The organism is Gorillibacterium sp. CAU 1737 (assembly GCF_039888655.1).
Lineage (GTDB): Bacteria > Bacillota > Bacilli > Paenibacillales > NBRC-103111 > Gorillibacterium.
Map to the genome: position 1 here is coordinate 205,561 of NZ_JBDQQO010000006.1, position 16,185 is coordinate 221,745.

At 56.1% G+C, this 16,185-nt stretch carries 12 protein-coding genes; 4 read left to right on the top strand and 8 right to left on the bottom strand.

What is annotated here, in order from left to right; genetic code table 11:
- Positions 1 to 6 precede the first annotated feature (6 nt).
- The 7 genes from AAFN83_RS14520 to AAFN83_RS14550 form a co-directional block, all read right to left on the bottom strand.
- Positions 7 to 2,355, bottom strand: coding sequence for an ATP-dependent helicase (locus tag AAFN83_RS14520; protein WP_347770565.1), 2,349 nt, complete (start codon positions 2,353 to 2,355; stop codon positions 7 to 9).
- Complete coding sequence (locus AAFN83_RS14525) at positions 2,352 to 2,894, bottom strand: guanylate kinase (protein WP_347770567.1); 543 nt, start codon at positions 2,892 to 2,894, stop codon at positions 2,352 to 2,354. Before AAFN83_RS14525 ends, AAFN83_RS14520 begins: the two co-directional genes overlap by 4 nt.
- 19 nt (positions 2,895 to 2,913) lie before the next feature.
- Entirely contained in the window at positions 2,914 to 4,203 is a 1,290-nt protein-coding gene (locus AAFN83_RS14530; protein WP_347770569.1) for an MFS transporter, read from the bottom strand.
- Positions 4,204 to 4,234: 31 nt separating this feature from the next.
- The gene (locus tag AAFN83_RS14535) at positions 4,235 to 5,011 is read right to left on the bottom strand and encodes a YdcF family protein (protein ID WP_347770571.1); all 777 of its coding nucleotides are present in this window, start codon (positions 5,009 to 5,011) and stop codon (positions 4,235 to 4,237) included.
- 57 nt (positions 5,012 to 5,068) lie between these two features.
- Complete coding sequence (locus tag AAFN83_RS14540) at positions 5,069 to 6,214, bottom strand: hypothetical protein (RefSeq protein WP_347770573.1); 1,146 nt, start codon at positions 6,212 to 6,214, stop codon at positions 5,069 to 5,071.
- Between the two features lie 91 nt (positions 6,215 to 6,305).
- On the bottom strand, positions 6,306 to 7,409 hold the full coding sequence (locus AAFN83_RS14545) for a sensor histidine kinase (RefSeq protein ID WP_347770575.1): 1,104 nt from the start codon (positions 7,407 to 7,409) through the stop codon (positions 6,306 to 6,308).
- A complete protein-coding gene (locus AAFN83_RS14550) occupies positions 7,406 to 8,080 on the bottom strand; it encodes a response regulator transcription factor (RefSeq protein ID WP_347770577.1) in 675 nt (224 codons plus the stop codon). The genes AAFN83_RS14545 and AAFN83_RS14550 overlap by 4 nt, the downstream gene beginning before the upstream one ends.
- A 221-nt stretch (positions 8,081 to 8,301) precedes the next feature.
- On the opposite strand from AAFN83_RS14550, the gene AAFN83_RS14555 reads away from it, so the two are divergent.
- Together AAFN83_RS14555 and AAFN83_RS14560 are read left to right on the top strand one after the other, a co-directional pair.
- Positions 8,302 to 10,686 (top strand): ABC transporter ATP-binding protein/permease, encoded by a 2,385-nt coding sequence (locus tag AAFN83_RS14555; RefSeq protein WP_347770579.1) that lies wholly within the window; start codon positions 8,302 to 8,304, stop codon positions 10,684 to 10,686.
- A gap of 179 nt (positions 10,687 to 10,865) precedes the next feature.
- Entirely contained in the window at positions 10,866 to 11,963 is a 1,098-nt protein-coding gene (locus AAFN83_RS14560; protein ID WP_347770581.1) for a threonine aldolase family protein, read from the top strand.
- On the opposite strand, the gene AAFN83_RS14565 is transcribed toward AAFN83_RS14560, so the two are convergent.
- The gene (locus AAFN83_RS14565) at positions 11,960 to 13,237 is read right to left on the bottom strand and encodes an MDR family MFS transporter (RefSeq protein WP_347770583.1); all 1,278 of its coding nucleotides are present in this window, start codon (positions 13,235 to 13,237) and stop codon (positions 11,960 to 11,962) included. The genes AAFN83_RS14560 and AAFN83_RS14565 overlap by 4 nt on opposite strands.
- 339 nt (positions 13,238 to 13,576) lie before the next feature.
- Between AAFN83_RS14565 and AAFN83_RS14570 the strand changes: the two genes are divergently transcribed.
- Together AAFN83_RS14570 and AAFN83_RS14575 are read left to right on the top strand one after the other, a co-directional pair.
- Entirely contained in the window at positions 13,577 to 15,028 is a 1,452-nt protein-coding gene (locus AAFN83_RS14570) for a spore germination protein (RefSeq protein ID WP_347770585.1), read from the top strand.
- Positions 15,025 to 16,173 carry a Ger(x)C family spore germination protein gene (locus AAFN83_RS14575; RefSeq protein ID WP_347770587.1) on the top strand — a complete coding sequence of 383 codons (1,149 nt, stop codon included), beginning with the start codon at positions 15,025 to 15,027 and terminating at the stop codon, positions 16,171 to 16,173. The genes AAFN83_RS14570 and AAFN83_RS14575 overlap by 4 nt, the downstream gene beginning before the upstream one ends.
- The last annotated feature ends 12 nt before the right edge of the window (positions 16,174 to 16,185 follow it).

Genomic DNA, 16,185 nt, shown 5'->3' on the forward strand with positions numbered 1-16,185 from the left:
GTTCAATTATACACCCTTTAGTAGATTCATTTCCAGACATGCGCCGATAGAAAATGCACGATTTCCCGATTTGAACTCAATCTCGATGCGATCTCCCTCCAGCTTGCGGATGATGCCGCGTCCGATCACGGAATGCTGGACGGTCTCCCCTTCCTTCAAAAAAGGCACCTCTGCCTGATAGGCAGGATCGTAGTACTTCGAACGAACCGGGGTGAGCGGCGCAGACGATCTCGCCGCCTTAGCAGTTGAGGAGCCCGACCGGCTCGGAGCAGCCGTCCATTCCTTCCGTCCACCGCCCTGCTGGCGTCCCGTGCGGCCCGTCCCCCCTCCTGTTCCTCCCGATCTTGCGCCTCTTGGGGTCGATGCTCCATCGCCTGCCTCTTGCGGGTTCACAATGCGTCGAACGGCTTTCATGAAGCGGGATTCCACAAGGTCCTTCTTGTCCTTTTTGCCGTAGGAGATCAGCGTCAGCTTCCGCTTGGCCCGTGTCATGCCCACGTAGAACAGCCTCACCGCTTCCTCCATCTTCTCTTCCGTGTCATCCCGCTCATCGGGAACAATGCCTTCCACGAGGTCGATAAGATAAACTCGCTCGAATTCAAGCCCTTTGGCGCTGTGGAAGGTCGAAAGCGTCACCGCAGGCTGGTCCTTTTTGGGACGGGGCTTGCGGGGCACGGTGCGGAGGTAGGCGAGCCGCTCAGCGAATTCCTCCATCGTCAGGAGAGGTTCCGCGATATCCTCCAGCGCGTCGAGGATGCCGGAGATGTAATCCATGTTGTAGCCGCGCCGTTCGCTCAGCTTGTCCAGTGCCTTGTCATACCCAAGCTCCTCTCGCACCGAACGGATCACCGCAAGCGGCGGCGCCCCCTTCAAGCTGCGGAGGGTATCGCGGGATTCCGTGAGCGGCTTCACCTGATAGTCGGCCAGAAGCGAACTGGCAAGCAGAGCGTCAAACATCGATTCCCCGATGTCCAGCTCCTTCAGCGCCTCCACTTGGGCTCGACTTAGGTAGCCGTTCATTTTCGAGACGAGCCTCTCCAGAAGCTCTACCCTTTTTTCCGTAAAGGTCAGCCTCATGAAGTTCAAGATGTCTTCGACGACCCAGTGGGAAAAGAAGCGATTGTCCACATCCTTCATATAGAAGGGAATGCCCGCCCGGTCCAATCGGTTCATGAGCGGAATAGACGACGTGTTGGTGCGGAACAGCACGGCGGTCTCCGACAGGTCGCTCGTCTTGCTAAGCTGTTCCACCAGGTAGGTCATCTGCATGCGATAGTCCCCGAAGCGATGAAAGACGAGCGGCTCCCCAACCGGATTGAGGGTGTTCATCTTCTTGGGGTATCGCTGCTTGTTGCGGCCGATAAACGCATTGGCCGCTTCGACAATCTCTCGGGAGGAGCGATAGTTTTGCTCCATGTAGAGGAGCTTGGCTCCCGGGTACTCCCCGCGAAAGTTCAGCAGGTAGCGAGGTTCCGCCCCCCGCCACGCGTAGATACTCTGATCGTCGTCCGCCACGACGCACAGGTTGCCGTGTTTCTCCGCCAGCCAGGCGATGATCGCATGCTGCACGAGCGAGGTGTCCTGGCTTTCGTCGGTCAGGATGTAGTCATATCGGCCTTGATAAGCCTTTAGCAGTCCCTTGTCCCGTTGCAGCGCTTCGAGCGCCAGCACGAGCATATCGTCAAAGTCGATGAGACGCCCGTTCGGACTCTCTCGCTTGTAGGTTTCATAGGCATCGAGAAGCTTTTCCGCATGGGGAAACGGTGCGTCCACCTTCGCCCATCTTTCCCCGGGAAGGGTTTTGTTCTTCACGCAGGTGATGTAGGTCTCCAAATCCTCCAGTTGATCCTCGGTCGGAAGCTCGCGGACATGGCTGCGGTACAGCTCCTTCAGAATCATCCGTTTGGTCAGCATCTGCGGGAGTCCCGGCTCCAGGCTATCCGGCAGCACATCGCCTTCTGCTTCTTCTTGGGCTTCGGAACCGCCTCGGCGTTCCCCCTCCAGCGATTGGAAGGGTTCTCCTCTTCGCCAGAAATCTTGCCGTAGAATCCCGAAAGCCAAGCTGTGTAGAGTCGAGAAATTCGGCATCTCCATCTCTGGAAAAAACCGCTCGAACCGCTCACGCATATCCCTCGCCGCCGCCCGGCTGAAAGTCACGGCCAGCATCCGCTTCGGATTGACTCCCTTCACCTGGGTAAGGTAGCCGATCCGGGAGATAAGCGTCGTGGTCTTGCCTGAGCCCGGCACCGCCAGCAGGAGGAGAGGGCCCTCCGATTGCAGGACCGCTTGTTTTTGCACGTCATTTAACACAACGCCCGCCTTGTTCAGGCGGGCCCAATAAGCAGATTCGTTCACGTGGTTAATCCTTTCTGCAGCAAATCCATGATGGCTTCCGCACTGACGCGCTGTTCATCCGAATTGGCGATGATCATATCGCATTCCGATAGGGCGGCGAGTTCGTCCGCGTAGGTTTGAAGGCGCCGCTCTGCTTCTTCGGCTGTCCCGCGTTCGAGAAGGCGGCGCCTGCAGTCGGTTTCCTCGGCATGAATGCCGATGCGGAGCACCGCCTCGGGATACAGCTGCTTCAGCCTGCGCGCTCCGTTCGGGTCAAGAATGACCGAACGCCGCTCCCCTTCCCGAAGCAGCTTCTCAAAGAAGGCGAGTGGCGTTCCGTAGAGATGCCCGTTGTAGACCGTCGTCTCCAGGAAAGCACCCTCTTCGCGCATCCGCTCCATCTCTTCCCGAGAAGCGAAATAGTAATGGATGCCGTGCGTCTCCTGCTGGCGGGGAGCCCGGGAGGTCCAGGTGACGACGCGGGGCAAGCCCAGCCGGGCTTGCAGGGTCGTTTTGCCGGAAGCGCTCGGCCCTTGCATGACGAGAATCTGAATGGTCATGGTTGCCCCTCCTTCCTGCTCATGAGATCGCATCGGATCGCAGCTTTCTCCTGCCTATGACGGCAATCAGGCAAACCGCGAGGTTGAACACGCCGGTCATCGTATAGACGAAGGTGATGCCATACCGGTCCGTGAGCCACGAAAGCAGCACGACCGAAAGCCCGAACAGCGAATAGCTGATCGTGTTCTCGGCGCTTAAGGCCTTGGGCAGCTTGTCCTCGGGGCAAGCTTGCTGGAAGACGGTGCGCTGGGTGACCTCCCGCACCTGCTGGAAGGGTCCCATCGCAATCGTGAGAACGAGTGCGATCCACGGTACCGTTGTGTAGGTGAAGAACAGCGTCATCACACCCATCACTCCAGCGCCTAAGGCAATGGAGCGTCCGGGATAACGCTTCAACCGTTTGGTCAGGGTGACGAGCATCAGCCCGCCCAGGATCGCCCCGGCGAAGTAGCCGCCGTTCAGGAAGCCGTACCACTCTTCGCCCTGCTGGATTTGGTCGGTTACGTAGATGAGCAGAAGAGCTCCAATCCACGACGCGCTCACCGCTCCCTCCACGATCTTCATGGTCAGGATCAGTCGAAGGGTGGAATGCTCCCAGATGGCGACCCAGCCTTCCTTGATCGAGTCCCAGGCACCGGCCTCCGCCTTGCGCCGGTTCTCCACCGCATTGCTAGACTTCTCCTTGATCGGAGCCGACTGGGTTGCCTCCTGCTTCTCCTCGGCATGCCCTGCTTCTTGCCCATGAGGTTCGCGCAGCAGAACCGTCAAGACCAACGAGATGCCGTACAAGGCCAGAATCCACAGCATGGCCGCATGGCCGCCGATCCGGCTGACCAGAATCCCCCCGCCGGCCCAGCCGAGCATGAGCACCATCTGGTCCGTCGTGGCCATCAGGCCGTTCGCCTTGAGCAGCGTATCCTTGCCCGTGTATTGAGGGATAAGCGAATTCCGCACCGGCGTGGTAACCCCGTCCGTGAAGGACAGAAGGCCGACCATCACCAGCGCGAGCGGAATGGTGCTCGTGTCCATACCGTTGGTGATCAGGACGAGGATGCCGAACAGGATGGCTTGCAATCCCTGGGAGAGCTTGATGAGGGAGGTGAGCTTCATCTTGTCCATGATGAGAGGCGACAGCAGGCCGCAGGAGAGCTGACCCGCCACGCGGGCGAGCGGGATGAAGGAAGAGAACAGCGCAGAGCCGGTCAACTTGTAGACCAAGGTTACGATGGTCAAGGTATAGAGGCTGTCCGCAAAGTTGGAGATCGTTTGCCCCGTCCACAGGAGGCGGAAGTCTTTAGGCTGGCGCATGGAAGCAGGTAGTCCTTTCGAAAGTGCGATTCTATCGGTCAAGTAGGTAGGATTTGATGACAGCAAGGCATTCACGTACGTAGCTGTTTATACTGACCGACCTCGGGGTTACGCTCACGATCCCAAGGGGCTCGAAGCCGTTGCGCCGAGCGAGCAGCTTGGCGCGGAACATATGAAAATCGTTCGTTACGATCATGACCCGCTTCTCGTCGGAGCCGCGAGTTTCCAGAAGCTCTTTGGAATAGCGGAAATTCTCCATGGTGCTCGTGGCGCGCTCTTCGAGTAAAATGCGCTCGGGGTCAATCCCTCCGGCGACCAGGTAGCGTTTCATTGCTTCGGCTTCTGTAATGGCTTCACCGAAGCCCTGTCCGCCTGTGACCACCACCTGGGTGGAGGGGTATCGGTTGAGGTAGTCCATGCCTTCGTTCAATCGGGCCTTCAAGGACGCGGAGGGCGTTTCCCCGTGGAGAGCCGCACCCAGAATGATCAGGGTATCCACCGCAGTGTCTTCCTGCGAGCGGGCCTCCGATTGGATCAGGACCCCGATTCCGATGAAGCTGAGCAGGGAGAGCATGGCCCCGAGCAGCAGGGTGATGCGAAGGGGACGGCTCCTCACGAGCGGCCGATCCCGGTAGCGGGTCAGCTTCAAGAGGGCGATGATCACGAGCAGCAGGCCTGCCGTCCCGGGCAGCAGCGTCCCTACGTTCACATTGGTAATGGTCAGCATAAGAATCGTGTTCACGATGCCGACTGCACCGAGGGCGAGGAGAACCCCATACCCTAGTTTCTTGGTGAAACTCTTCTTCATGGATTGTTGCACCTCTCCTTGTCTTCCCGTACACCTCATGGAAGCCCGGTTTAAGAATTAGAGTAGACCAGCTTCTCGGAGTAAGAGAATCTTTTCCAGCGGGACGCTGCCCTCAAAATCTCCACCATCCACATCAAAGCCTTCTTCATCAGCAAAAACAACGAAAAGATCGGTCACACGAATATAAGGCTTCCAATCCATCCGGTTGAGCTCCATCGCCACTTCTTGCCAAAGCGCCTTCGCTTCTCCCCACCATGTACCATACGGCAAAACAGGGCGTAAAAGCGAGTTTGACCAGTCGGAATAAACCTGCCAATAAGCCAGTAGCAGGTGAAAAGGTTCCTTTAGTTTATCATCTTCCGGGTCATCTTGATAGGAAACCGGATGCTCTCCTGAATTCCAGAGCCCGGCGGGTCCCTCTCCTTCGAGCAGTTGCTCATCCCTTATCCGTTGCACACCAGGTTGAAAAACAGGAGCGATTACCGCCTCGGGTTCATCATGAAGATAGATAGCCACAAAGCAGAGCGTCTCATCCCCAATCTTCAAGCCAATTCGCTTCATGGCTTGCTCCGAGGCGATTATAAGCTCTTTCTTCACTTTTTCACGAAGCTCACGCACTTGCTCCTCCTGGAAGACTTGATAATGATGGCTTCCATCTTTATAAATAGAAAACAAGGCACCCTCCCCATCATAGGTCAAGGTGAATTCCTGTCTTCGTTCATCCTGTCCTGCATTCCAATACTCCCTACGAAGGATAGTAGTCAAGCGGTCATGATCATATTGATACTTTTCTTCGAAATGCCATTCCTGTCCGGGCTCGGTTCCGTTGCGAACGATAAATTCCGTATAATGAACAGGCTTATCGTCTGCAATTTGAACCACCTCAATCGAATCCAAAGAGCCGTTTTGATAACGACGGTTGATCAAGCGGTCATTCTCTCGGTCGAAACACTCTTCTATTATCCATTGTACATAACAAACATGGCCGTCCACATCGAAACCATATGCCACCGTTCCATCTTCGGAATCAAGCAGCGGCGCTTGCGGCTCCAGATTGCGTTCGAACCAGAATGGAGGGATTGCATAGCGATCCCCTTCGGTGTACTCCCACCGAACAACCTTTGATTTTGCTTGTTGGACATAGCTTTCACGGTTTCTGCTCGCCTCCTGGACCAAGGCAAAAAATGATGCTTTTTCAATCATGGGATTCCTCCATAAAAAAAGTAGGGATCTTCACCCTCCTTCAAATATATCGGTATAGCAATAACCCAGTGTTATACTTTAATCCCTCATATTACCATACCCGCTCCGGAAGCCGCACCGTAAACACGGCCCCGGCCCCCGGCTCGCTCTCTACCCTGACTTCTCCCCCGCACAGCTCGACGATGCGCTTGACGAGCGGGAGCCCGAGCCCGTTGCCCTCCCGGGCTCGGGAACGGTCCCCCTGGTAGAAGCGTTCGAACGCCCTTCGCTGAACCTCCTCGCTCATGCCAACGCCTGTATCGGACACCGAAACGGTAACGCCGTCCTCCGCGCTGCGCAAGGTGACGCCGATCTCGCCGCCGCGCTCCGTAAACTTGATCGCATTGCCCAGCAGGTTCATCCAGACCTGCATAAGAAGCTCCTCGTCTCCAATGTACCGGACGGGATCCAGCTGCAGCTCCAGGTTCAGCTCCTTCTCGTTCCACAAGGGCTCCAGGAACAGCAGAGCATGGCGGATCTGCTCGTCCAGTGGAAACTCACTCGCGTTCAATGTGATCTCCTGGGTTTCCAGCTTGGACAGCTTCAGAATATTGCTGGAGAGCGAGGACAGCTGCTTCGTGCTCTCCATGATCAGGCGGCTGTATTCCTCGCGCTCTTCCATGGGAAGCTCCGGGTCCTGAAGCAGGGCGGAATATCCTTCGATCGCTGCGATCGGTGTCTTGAACTCGTGGGAGACATTCGCCACGAAATCGTTCCGCAGCGTTTCGATGCCGTTCAGCTCCTGGACCATTTTGTTGAAGTTGTGCGCCATCTCGCCCAGCTCTCGCACCTTATGGGTCTCGTAGTCCAGCCTCACATTGAAATTTCCTTTGGCGACCTCCTTGGCCGCGTCGCTGAGCTGGGTCAAGGGGGCGAGCACCTTCCGCCCGGTGAGGCCGGTGATGATGGTCCCGAGCAAGACACTGGTCATCGTCATGATCGCGATCACCAATAAAAAATTCGGATGCCCTGTTCGGACCAAATGAAACTGGATGACAATAAATGCCAGAATCGCCATGATAATACCGGCGGACAGCATGATACCAAATACGAACAGAACCAGCATCCCCCACAAATCTCCGGGAATGCGGGTTAATCTCCGAGAGATTCCCGGCTCTGCGTCCCCATTTCCGCCTTGCTTACGATGATGATTCAAACGAGCTTCACCGCCTTGTAGCCCAATCCGCGGACCGTGACGATCTCGAACTCATTATCCTTGCGGAACCGCTCCCGAAGGCGGTTGATGTGCACATCCACGGTGCGCAGGTCTGTCTCCGACTCCATCCCCCAAATTTCATCCATCAGTTGAATCCGGGTGAAGATTTTATTCGGATAGGAGAGCAGCTTATACAGCAGATAGAACTCCTTTTGAGGAAGAGGAGTCTCTTCCGCTCCACGAAAGACTGTGATGGAGTCGTAATCAAGCACCAGCTCTCCGATGGTCAGCTTGCGTTCGCTGGCGATCTTGGCCCGGCGCAGAAGCGCGCCCACCCGCAGGATCATTTCATTCACATCAATGGGCTTCACCATGTAGTCATCCGTCCCCGCAAGGTAGCCCATCTGCTTGTCCCTAAAGCTCTCTCTTGCCGTTACCATCAGAACGGGATTCAGATACCCGGCCTCCCGCAGCCGGCGTGTCAGCTCATATCCATCTACATTCGGCATCATAATATCGGCGATCAACAGATCGACGTGGGTCGTCTCCAGGAGATCGAGCGCCTGCTGGCCATCCTCCACCAGAATGGCCTGGTACCCGTTCTTGACGAGAACCGTTCCCATCAACTGACGCAGCTTCTCGTTGTCTTCTGCCACCAGTACCGTGTTCATGGCTTTCCCGCCTTTCTCACAATTTGTGAACCTACTTCGTCTGTCTTATTATACAGCCTGAATGTGAACCCATCATAAACCGAAACCCTACCCGCCCGCTTCCGTACTTAGTTTATATTGAGTTCATAAACCCGTGTTATGCTGAACGCAATCGAGACGAAGAGTGACTTTCAAGAACAGAGAAAAAGGAACAAAGAGACAGAGAGGATGAGAAACCGGTCATGCTAGAACTCAAATCCATTACCAAAAGCTACACCACCGGAAGCTTTACCCAGAAGGCGCTGAACGGCGTCAACCTGCGGTTTCGCGCGAACGAATTCGTGGCGATTCTGGGACCGAGCGGCTCGGGCAAAACCACCTGCTTGAACGTCGTCGGGGGGCTCGACCAGTACGACAGCGGCGACCTGATTATCAACGGAGCGTCCACGAAGAACTACAAGGACCGTGACTGGGATGCTTACCGCAACAACAGCGTCGGCTTTATCTTCCAAAGCTACAACCTGATCTCCCACCTCAGCATCACCGACAACGTCGAGATGGGCATGACCTTGAGCGGCGTATCCGCATCCACCAAGCGCAAGAAGGCGCTGGAAGCGCTGGAGCGCGTCGGCTTGCAGGAGCACATTCACAAGAAGCCGGGTCAGCTCTCCGGCGGTCAGATGCAGCGGGTCGCCATTGCCCGGGCGCTGGCGAACGATCCCGACATCATCCTGGCGGATGAACCGACCGGTGCTCTTGATACCGCGACCAGCGAGCAAATCATGGAGCTCATCAAGGAGATCGCCAAGGACAAGCTGGTCATCATGGTTACGCATAACCCCGAGCTGGCCGAGACTTATGCCGATCGGATCGTGCAATTCCGGGACGGCAACGTCATCTCCGACAGTAACCCGCCGGAGGAAGAAAGCATCCGCAGCAATTACCAGCTCAAGAAAACCGCGATGAGCTTCTGGACCGCCCTCAAACTGTCCGGCAAGAACATCGGCACGAAGAAATGGCGGACGGCCCTCACGGCCTTTGCCTCCAGCATCGGCATCATCGGCATTGCGCTCATTCTGTCCTTGTCGAACGGGTTTGACAAGCAGATCAGCAGCTACGAATCCGGTGCTCTGTCCAACTTCCCCGTCACGGTCAGCCAGACCGCGGCTATGCTCGACACGGCGAACGCCACCTCCCCCGGGCAGATGCAGGGAACCGCAGGCATGACCGAGTTTACCAAGGCAAGCGAGCTCTATCCGTACGATCCCATGGCCAACACGATCCTGCACAAGAACGTGATAACCCCGGAGTACATCGAGTACCTCCAAGGAATTTCCCCGGATTACCTTGATGGGATCTCTTATAGCCGCAAAGTGAACATGAACGTCCTCCGTATGGATGGAACGAATGCCGTCTCGCTCAACACAAACAACGCAGGCTTCGCTCCTTATCCGAGCAAGCCGGGCGGCTCGACGAGCAGCTACCTGGAATCCTACTATGACCTTCTCGCCGGCAGCCTGCCCAAGGAGCCAACCGACCTCGTCATGGTCGTCGACTCCTACAACCGTCTTAACAACAGCGCCCTCGAAGCGCTCGGCCTCGATTACAAGGCCAAATCCATTTCGTTCGACCAGATCGTCGGCAAAGAATTCAAGCTGATCTACAACGACGATTTCTATACGAAGAACGGCTCCCTGTTCACGGTAAACGGCGATGCCGCCAACCTGAGCAAGCTGTACAACAACCCGAATGCCGTTACCTTGAAGATTACAGGGATCATCCGTCAGCAGGAAGATTCGCCAATGTCCACCATGACAGCCGGAATCGCCTACTCGGATAAGCTGGCCGAAACCTTCATCGAGAATGCGAAGAATTCTGCTGTCGCGAAAGCGCAAACGCAAGATACTAAGCTTAATGTCGTATCCGGTAAGCCTTTCCTGGAAGCAAGCGAAGCGAACCCCATGAACAACCAAGTCATGATTGGCCAAACCAGCGTCGGCTCCGTCGATCCGCTCACAGCCCTCACGCAGGAGGATGCGCTTGGTTCTCTCGGCGCTTCGGGCATCCCCGCTATGATCTCCCTGTATCCCAAGGACTTCGAAGCGAAGGAAAGCATCGTCAGCTTCCTGGACAAGTGGAACGAAGGCAAGGAAACGAAGGACAAGATCGTCTACACCGACATGGCCGAGATCGTCACCAAGCTGTCGAGCGGCATCATGAACGGCATCACCATCGTCCTGGTTGCCTTCGCGGGAATCTCGCTCGTCGTCTCCCTCATCATGATCGGGATCATCACCTACATCTCTGTTCTGGAACGGACGAAGGAAATCGGCGTTCTGCGCGCCTTGGGCGCCCGGAAGAAGGACATTACGCGGGTATTTAACGCGGAAACCTTCATCATCGGATCGCTCTCCGGCCTGCTCGGCATTGCCATCGCCTACCTCCTGACCCTTCCGATCAACCTCATCCTGAAGAGCATCACTGACCTGTCGAACGTGGCGCAGCTCAATCCGCTGCACGCCTTCCTGCTGGTGGCGCTGAGCGTATCGCTCACCATGCTGGGCGGCTTCATGCCCGCCAAGTTCGCCGCCAAGAAAGACCCGGTTGTCGCTCTTCGCAGCGAGTAATTCAAGGAGCTCGTCTCCGGCAACACTTAAGGAGGAAGAGGATATCCCCAACGTCATCCTAGATGGCGGAGGGATATCCTCTTTTTTGTTGAACAATCTCTTATTGCCTTTTGGGAGCAGGCTTGGGATGATAGAGACAAATCAAATTCGCCGCACAGAAGAAAAGGTGGGTGTACCGAATGATCGATGAAAAAAGCTTAATGCGTTCTTATATGACAGCAGCCAATCAACTCGGAGGACACGGGAAATGGAAGGTAGGGATGTTGAAGGACGCTTTTGCTGAGGTAGAAGGAAGCCTCGGGGCCGATGTCTACGGCAGAGGACCGCACATTGAACCGTTTCAGGCGGAAATGGCGGGCTTGCTCGGCAAGGAAGCCGCCGTCTTCTTTCCGAGCGGCACCATGGCCCAGCAAATCGCTTTGCGCATTTGGAGTGACCAAGTCGGCTGCAAACGGGTGGCCTACCACCCGCTCTGCCACCTGGAGATTCACGAACAAGACGGCTTGAAGGAGCTGCATCATCTGGAGCCGCTGCTGCTCGCCGACAAGGATCGGCTGATTACGCTTGAGGATGTGTTGGCCATCGAGGGCGACCTCTCCTGCCTCCTGCTGGAGCTGCCGCAGCGGGAAATCGGCGGCCAGCTTCCCCCTTTTGGAGAGCTGGAGGCCATCTCTGCCCATTGCCGGGAACGGGGAATCCGGCTTCATCTCGACGGTGCGCGGCTGTTCGAAATTCTCCCCTATTACGGCAAAACCGCAGCCGAGGTCTGCCAATTATTTGACAGCGTATATATCTCTTTCTACAAAGGAATCGGCGCGGTAGCCGGAGCGATTCTGGCCGGACCGGAGGCATTCACCGAGCAATCGAAGATTTGGAAGAGACGGCACGGAGGAGACCTGATCAGCCTCTATCCCTACATCATCTCCTCGGCCTATTACTTCCGGCAGCGCATCGGCAAGATGGGGCTTTACTACGAAGGGGCCAAGGAGCTGGCGGCCTTGTTCAACAGCTGCCCTCATGTGTCCACTCTGCCGAAAGTACCGGTTTCGAACATGTTCCATGTTCACATCGCTTTGGCCAAGGAGAAGCTGGAGCCGATCCTGGCTTCTGTTCAGGTGGAGACCGGCATCGGCATCACCCGCTATCTGAAGGAAACCGAGGACGGCATCAACTCCTTTGAAGTGAGCATCGGAGATGCCTATTCCGCCATTCCCCAGGAGGAAACGAGGAAGGTGTTCCGCTTGCTGGCTCAGCGTCTTGAAGAGTCCGACCGCTAGGATGAAGCGGAACCGGACGTCGAAGCTGCCGCTTCGCTCTCCGGCCGCTCCACATAGATTCGGAAGAGCCAGCGATACAGCCCCACGCTGATAAGGGAGATCGCCAGAATGATGCTGAAGATTCCCATGGGAGCGATCCAATTGGACAAAAAGACGGTAAGGGGAGCGCGGAACTTCGCGATCGTATTTTGAAGGCTGTCCGCCCCCATGTACTGCCCTCGGGCATGCTCGGGGGCATACCGGCTGATGAAGCTCTGGGTCACGGGGGAACGAACCAGTTCACCAAAAGTGAAGAGGATCGTCACGAAGAACAAGTAGCCCAGCCGATCATTCAGTCCCACAGCGAAGGTCCCCACACCGGATAACAGCGAAGAAAGAATGAAGACATCCCGTTCCTTCCAGCGGCGAAACCATTTGGTTACCGGGAGAATAAACAAGACAAACAAGAGACCGTTAAAGCCCAACAGCCACCCGTAGATTTCCTTACCGGTCAGCAGAAGGGCGTCACCCCTCCAGGTAATCAAAGCTTGGGTGGGGATATGATGAATGACGTAAACAGACAGGTAAAGATCGAGCTGCATGATGGGGATGAGGGCGAAGATGCCTGCCAGAAGGTACACCCGAAACACACGGTCCCGTAAAATAACACCGTAGCCGCTCCACTGCTCCTTGAACACAAGCGACAAGGATCGGGGCTCTCTCCGCTTCCCCGTTGACGGCAGAGACTCCTGAACCAGGAAATAAATAGCAATCAAATACAGCAGCAGCACGAGCGCGCAGGCTCCAAGCAGCGCTGATCGGTAGCGGAAGAAGAAAACGGCCCCTAGCGCTGGCCCCAGCACAGCGCCAATGTTATTGGCCGTCATAAACGTGGCAAACACCTGACGCCGTTCCTCCGCGGGAACCAAGTCCGCCACCATGGCGCTGCTTGCCGGCCGATAGACGGCTCCCCCTAACCCAATGCCGATGAAGGCTGCATAGTCGATCCAAGGAGACGGGGATATCGCGAACAGAACAAACATGATGGTCTGAATGAAAGCGCCCAGCAGCATCACCGGCCGTCTCCCTAATCGGTCTGCCAATCCGCCCCCAGCCAAACTCCCGATTATGCTAAACAAGGGCGGTACGGACATGATTGCCCCCGCTACCCCATTGCCGAACGCTTCTCCGAAGTAGACGGTAAGGAAAGGGAAGTACATCCAAAACAGCATGTTGTACAGGGCTTCTCCGAATAATCGGACCTTCAAATTGGTATTCCAAAGACGAATCTGCACGGACTTCCCTCTTTCTGTCCAGAATGCCCCGGCCGGGTATTCAAACTATAGACCACTTTTTGGAAAAGAGGTAGACTTATCTTCTCGGCCGATTTATACTAATATTGTGAAAAACAAGCAGGACTTGCTTTGCTTCCATTGTCCCTCGTAACGAACATACGTTCCATATATTGTCAAGACGCTTCCCACTGGGAGCGTCTTTTTTGATGAAGGAGCGTCCTGAACAGAGAAGGCTCTTGACCGCCTACATTTGGTTAGGCTTTTTGTATTGGCATACTTTTCCGTAAAATCTGGCATCCTACCGGAATAGATCCTGCTGAACCCGGAAGGAGGCCTCCTATGTCCAAGTCCCTTTTACAGGGCTTAACCAAGCACCTGACCAACTGCTCCGATGTCACATTCAAGCCCGTTCGAACCTACGGCCGCACCGGGGTTCTGGTCTATATCCCGTCCATCATCAACACCAATGCCTTGCAGCATTCCATCCTGCTCCCACTGCGGGAGAAAGAGAATGCCGAGGAGGAATGGACCGAATTCGTTCGCCGGATGGAAGAAGAGGTAGCCTTCTCAATTCCCGGCTCTCTTGTCGAGGATCCGTCTCAGGCCGCCGATCACGTGGTGATGGGCAAAGCCGTGCTCTACCTGGAGGGCTTTCGGGCATTCGCCTCGCTGGACATCACCCAATACCAGAAGCGGTCGATCAGCGAATCACAAAACGAGTTGGTCATCATCGGCCCTCAAGAGGCCTTTATCGAGGACATGGAAAGCAACCTGTCCCTCATCCGCCACAAGATCAAGCATCCCGGCTTGAAGACTCAGATGATGACGGTCGGAACCTTTACCAAGACGAACATCTGCCTGCTCTATATCGAGGGCCTCGCTTCCGAGTCGCTCATCCAGCGCTTGAGAGAGAACCTCTCCTCAATCCAAGTGGACGGGGTCTTCGGAATCAGCTACCTGATGGAAAACATGAAGATGAGCCGGTCCCTCCTCCCCCTGTTCCTGACCACCGAGCGCCCGGATGCCGCTGCCTCCTCCGTGCTCGACGGCCGTGTCGGCATTCTGGTGGACGGAACACCGACTGTGATTCTGGCTCCGGTCACCTTTTTCTCGTTCATGCAATCGTCGGAGGATTACTACCAGAACTACTTTGCAGCAAGCTGGATTCGTCTGGTCCGGCTGTTCTTCTCGCTCGTTTCCGTGCTGCTGCCCTCTCTTTATGTGGCGATTACAACCTTTCATCCTCAGATCATCCCGTCCAATTTGCTGATCACCATCGCGTCCGCCCGGGAAAATGTCCCCTTTTCCGCTCTGTCGGAGGCCCTCGTCATGGAACTGACCTTCGAGGCGCTGCGCGAGGCCGGAACACGGATCCCCAAGCCTCTCGGCCAGACCGTATCCATCATCGGAGGTATCGTCATCGGCCAAGCAGCCGTGCAGGCCGGGATCGTCTCCGCTCCCCTTGTCATTGTCGTTTCGGTCACGGGGATCGCCTCGTACATCATCCCGCATATGGAGTTAGGATTGATTTTCCGCCTGCTGCGCTTCCCTATCCTTCTCTTAGGGGGTACCATGGGCCTGATCGGCGTGTTCGCCGGTTCCTTCCTGCTCTACGCCCATATGGCTTCGCTGCGTTCGTTCCAGACTCCGTATCTGGAGCCGCTTGCCCCGCTCATCTTTCGGGAGTGGAAGGACACCTTCTTCCGATTCCCTTCTTCTTCCCTCAACAAGCGCAAGCGTACGCCGATCTCTTCCAGAGAGCCGTCGCGGGGAGGAGCATCCGGCTCATGAAAGCGATCAAGCTGGCGATGGCGCTCGTCATGCTCTTTGGCTTGACGGGCTGCTGGTCCCGGGTCGAACTGGATGAATGGGCGTTTGCCTTCGGTCTCTACCTGGACGTCGGTCCCGCTCCAGGTACGGTGAGCGTCACGATCAGCACCCCGCTCCCCAATCACCTGACAAGCGGTCAGCAGACCGGCAGCAGCGGGGGGGCCAATAAGCCCTACGCCATGATCACAAAAACGGGCCGGACGATACCGGATGCGCTCGTCATGATCCAGCAGGACCTAAGCCGTCAGCTCAGCCTGGCGGAGCTGAAGGTCATTCTGGTGGGCAAAGCTTATGCCGCCCAAGGGCTAACCGACCTGCTGGAATGGATCACCCGGGACCCCGAGGTTTCCATGGGTGCCTTTCTCATCGGTACCGATAATGTGATACAGACAGCCAACCTGACTCCCATCTATGAGCAGATTCCTTCCCAAATCCTCATGTCCTTCGCTTCGGAGCGGCACATGCTGAATACGAGCGCGAGGGATTGCCTGGTCGCCAGCTCCTACGGGCTCGGCTACGGCTTGACGTACATCACGAGCAGCTCTGTTCCAACACCAGAGAAGTCTGCAGATGGCAACCGCACTTGGTCAGGAATCAACGGCGTGATGCTGTTCAACAAGGAGAAGCTAAAAGGAACCTTGGACCTGGAGGAAGGACGTTCGCTGGCGCTGGCCTACGGCAAACTAAAAGACCCCAGCTACACCATCTATTGGAACAACGAGAAAAGCTACGCAAACGCCATCTTCACGAAAACCTCCTCCCGACGAACCGTGAGGCTGGAGAAGGGCCGGCCGGTCTTTACGATCCATCTGAAGGGACGGGTTGGCCTGACGACGGTGAAGGATCAAGAGGGAAGGAATGCCAACGCCCTCCACAACCTGATTTTGCGGCAGCTGAATCGGCAGATTCGGCAAAATGTGGAGCAAGCGTTGACCAAAACACAAGAAGCCGGAACAGACGCCATGCGGCTGGGATCGCTTGTGGAATGGAACTACCCCAAGCTGTGGCAAAAGCTTCGCCCCCGGTGGGAGGAAGCGTACCGCAAGGAAGTCGACATTCGCGTCGTAACGGATTACACCCTCAACGATTACGGCAAGCAAAACTGAACCCGTCAGGAG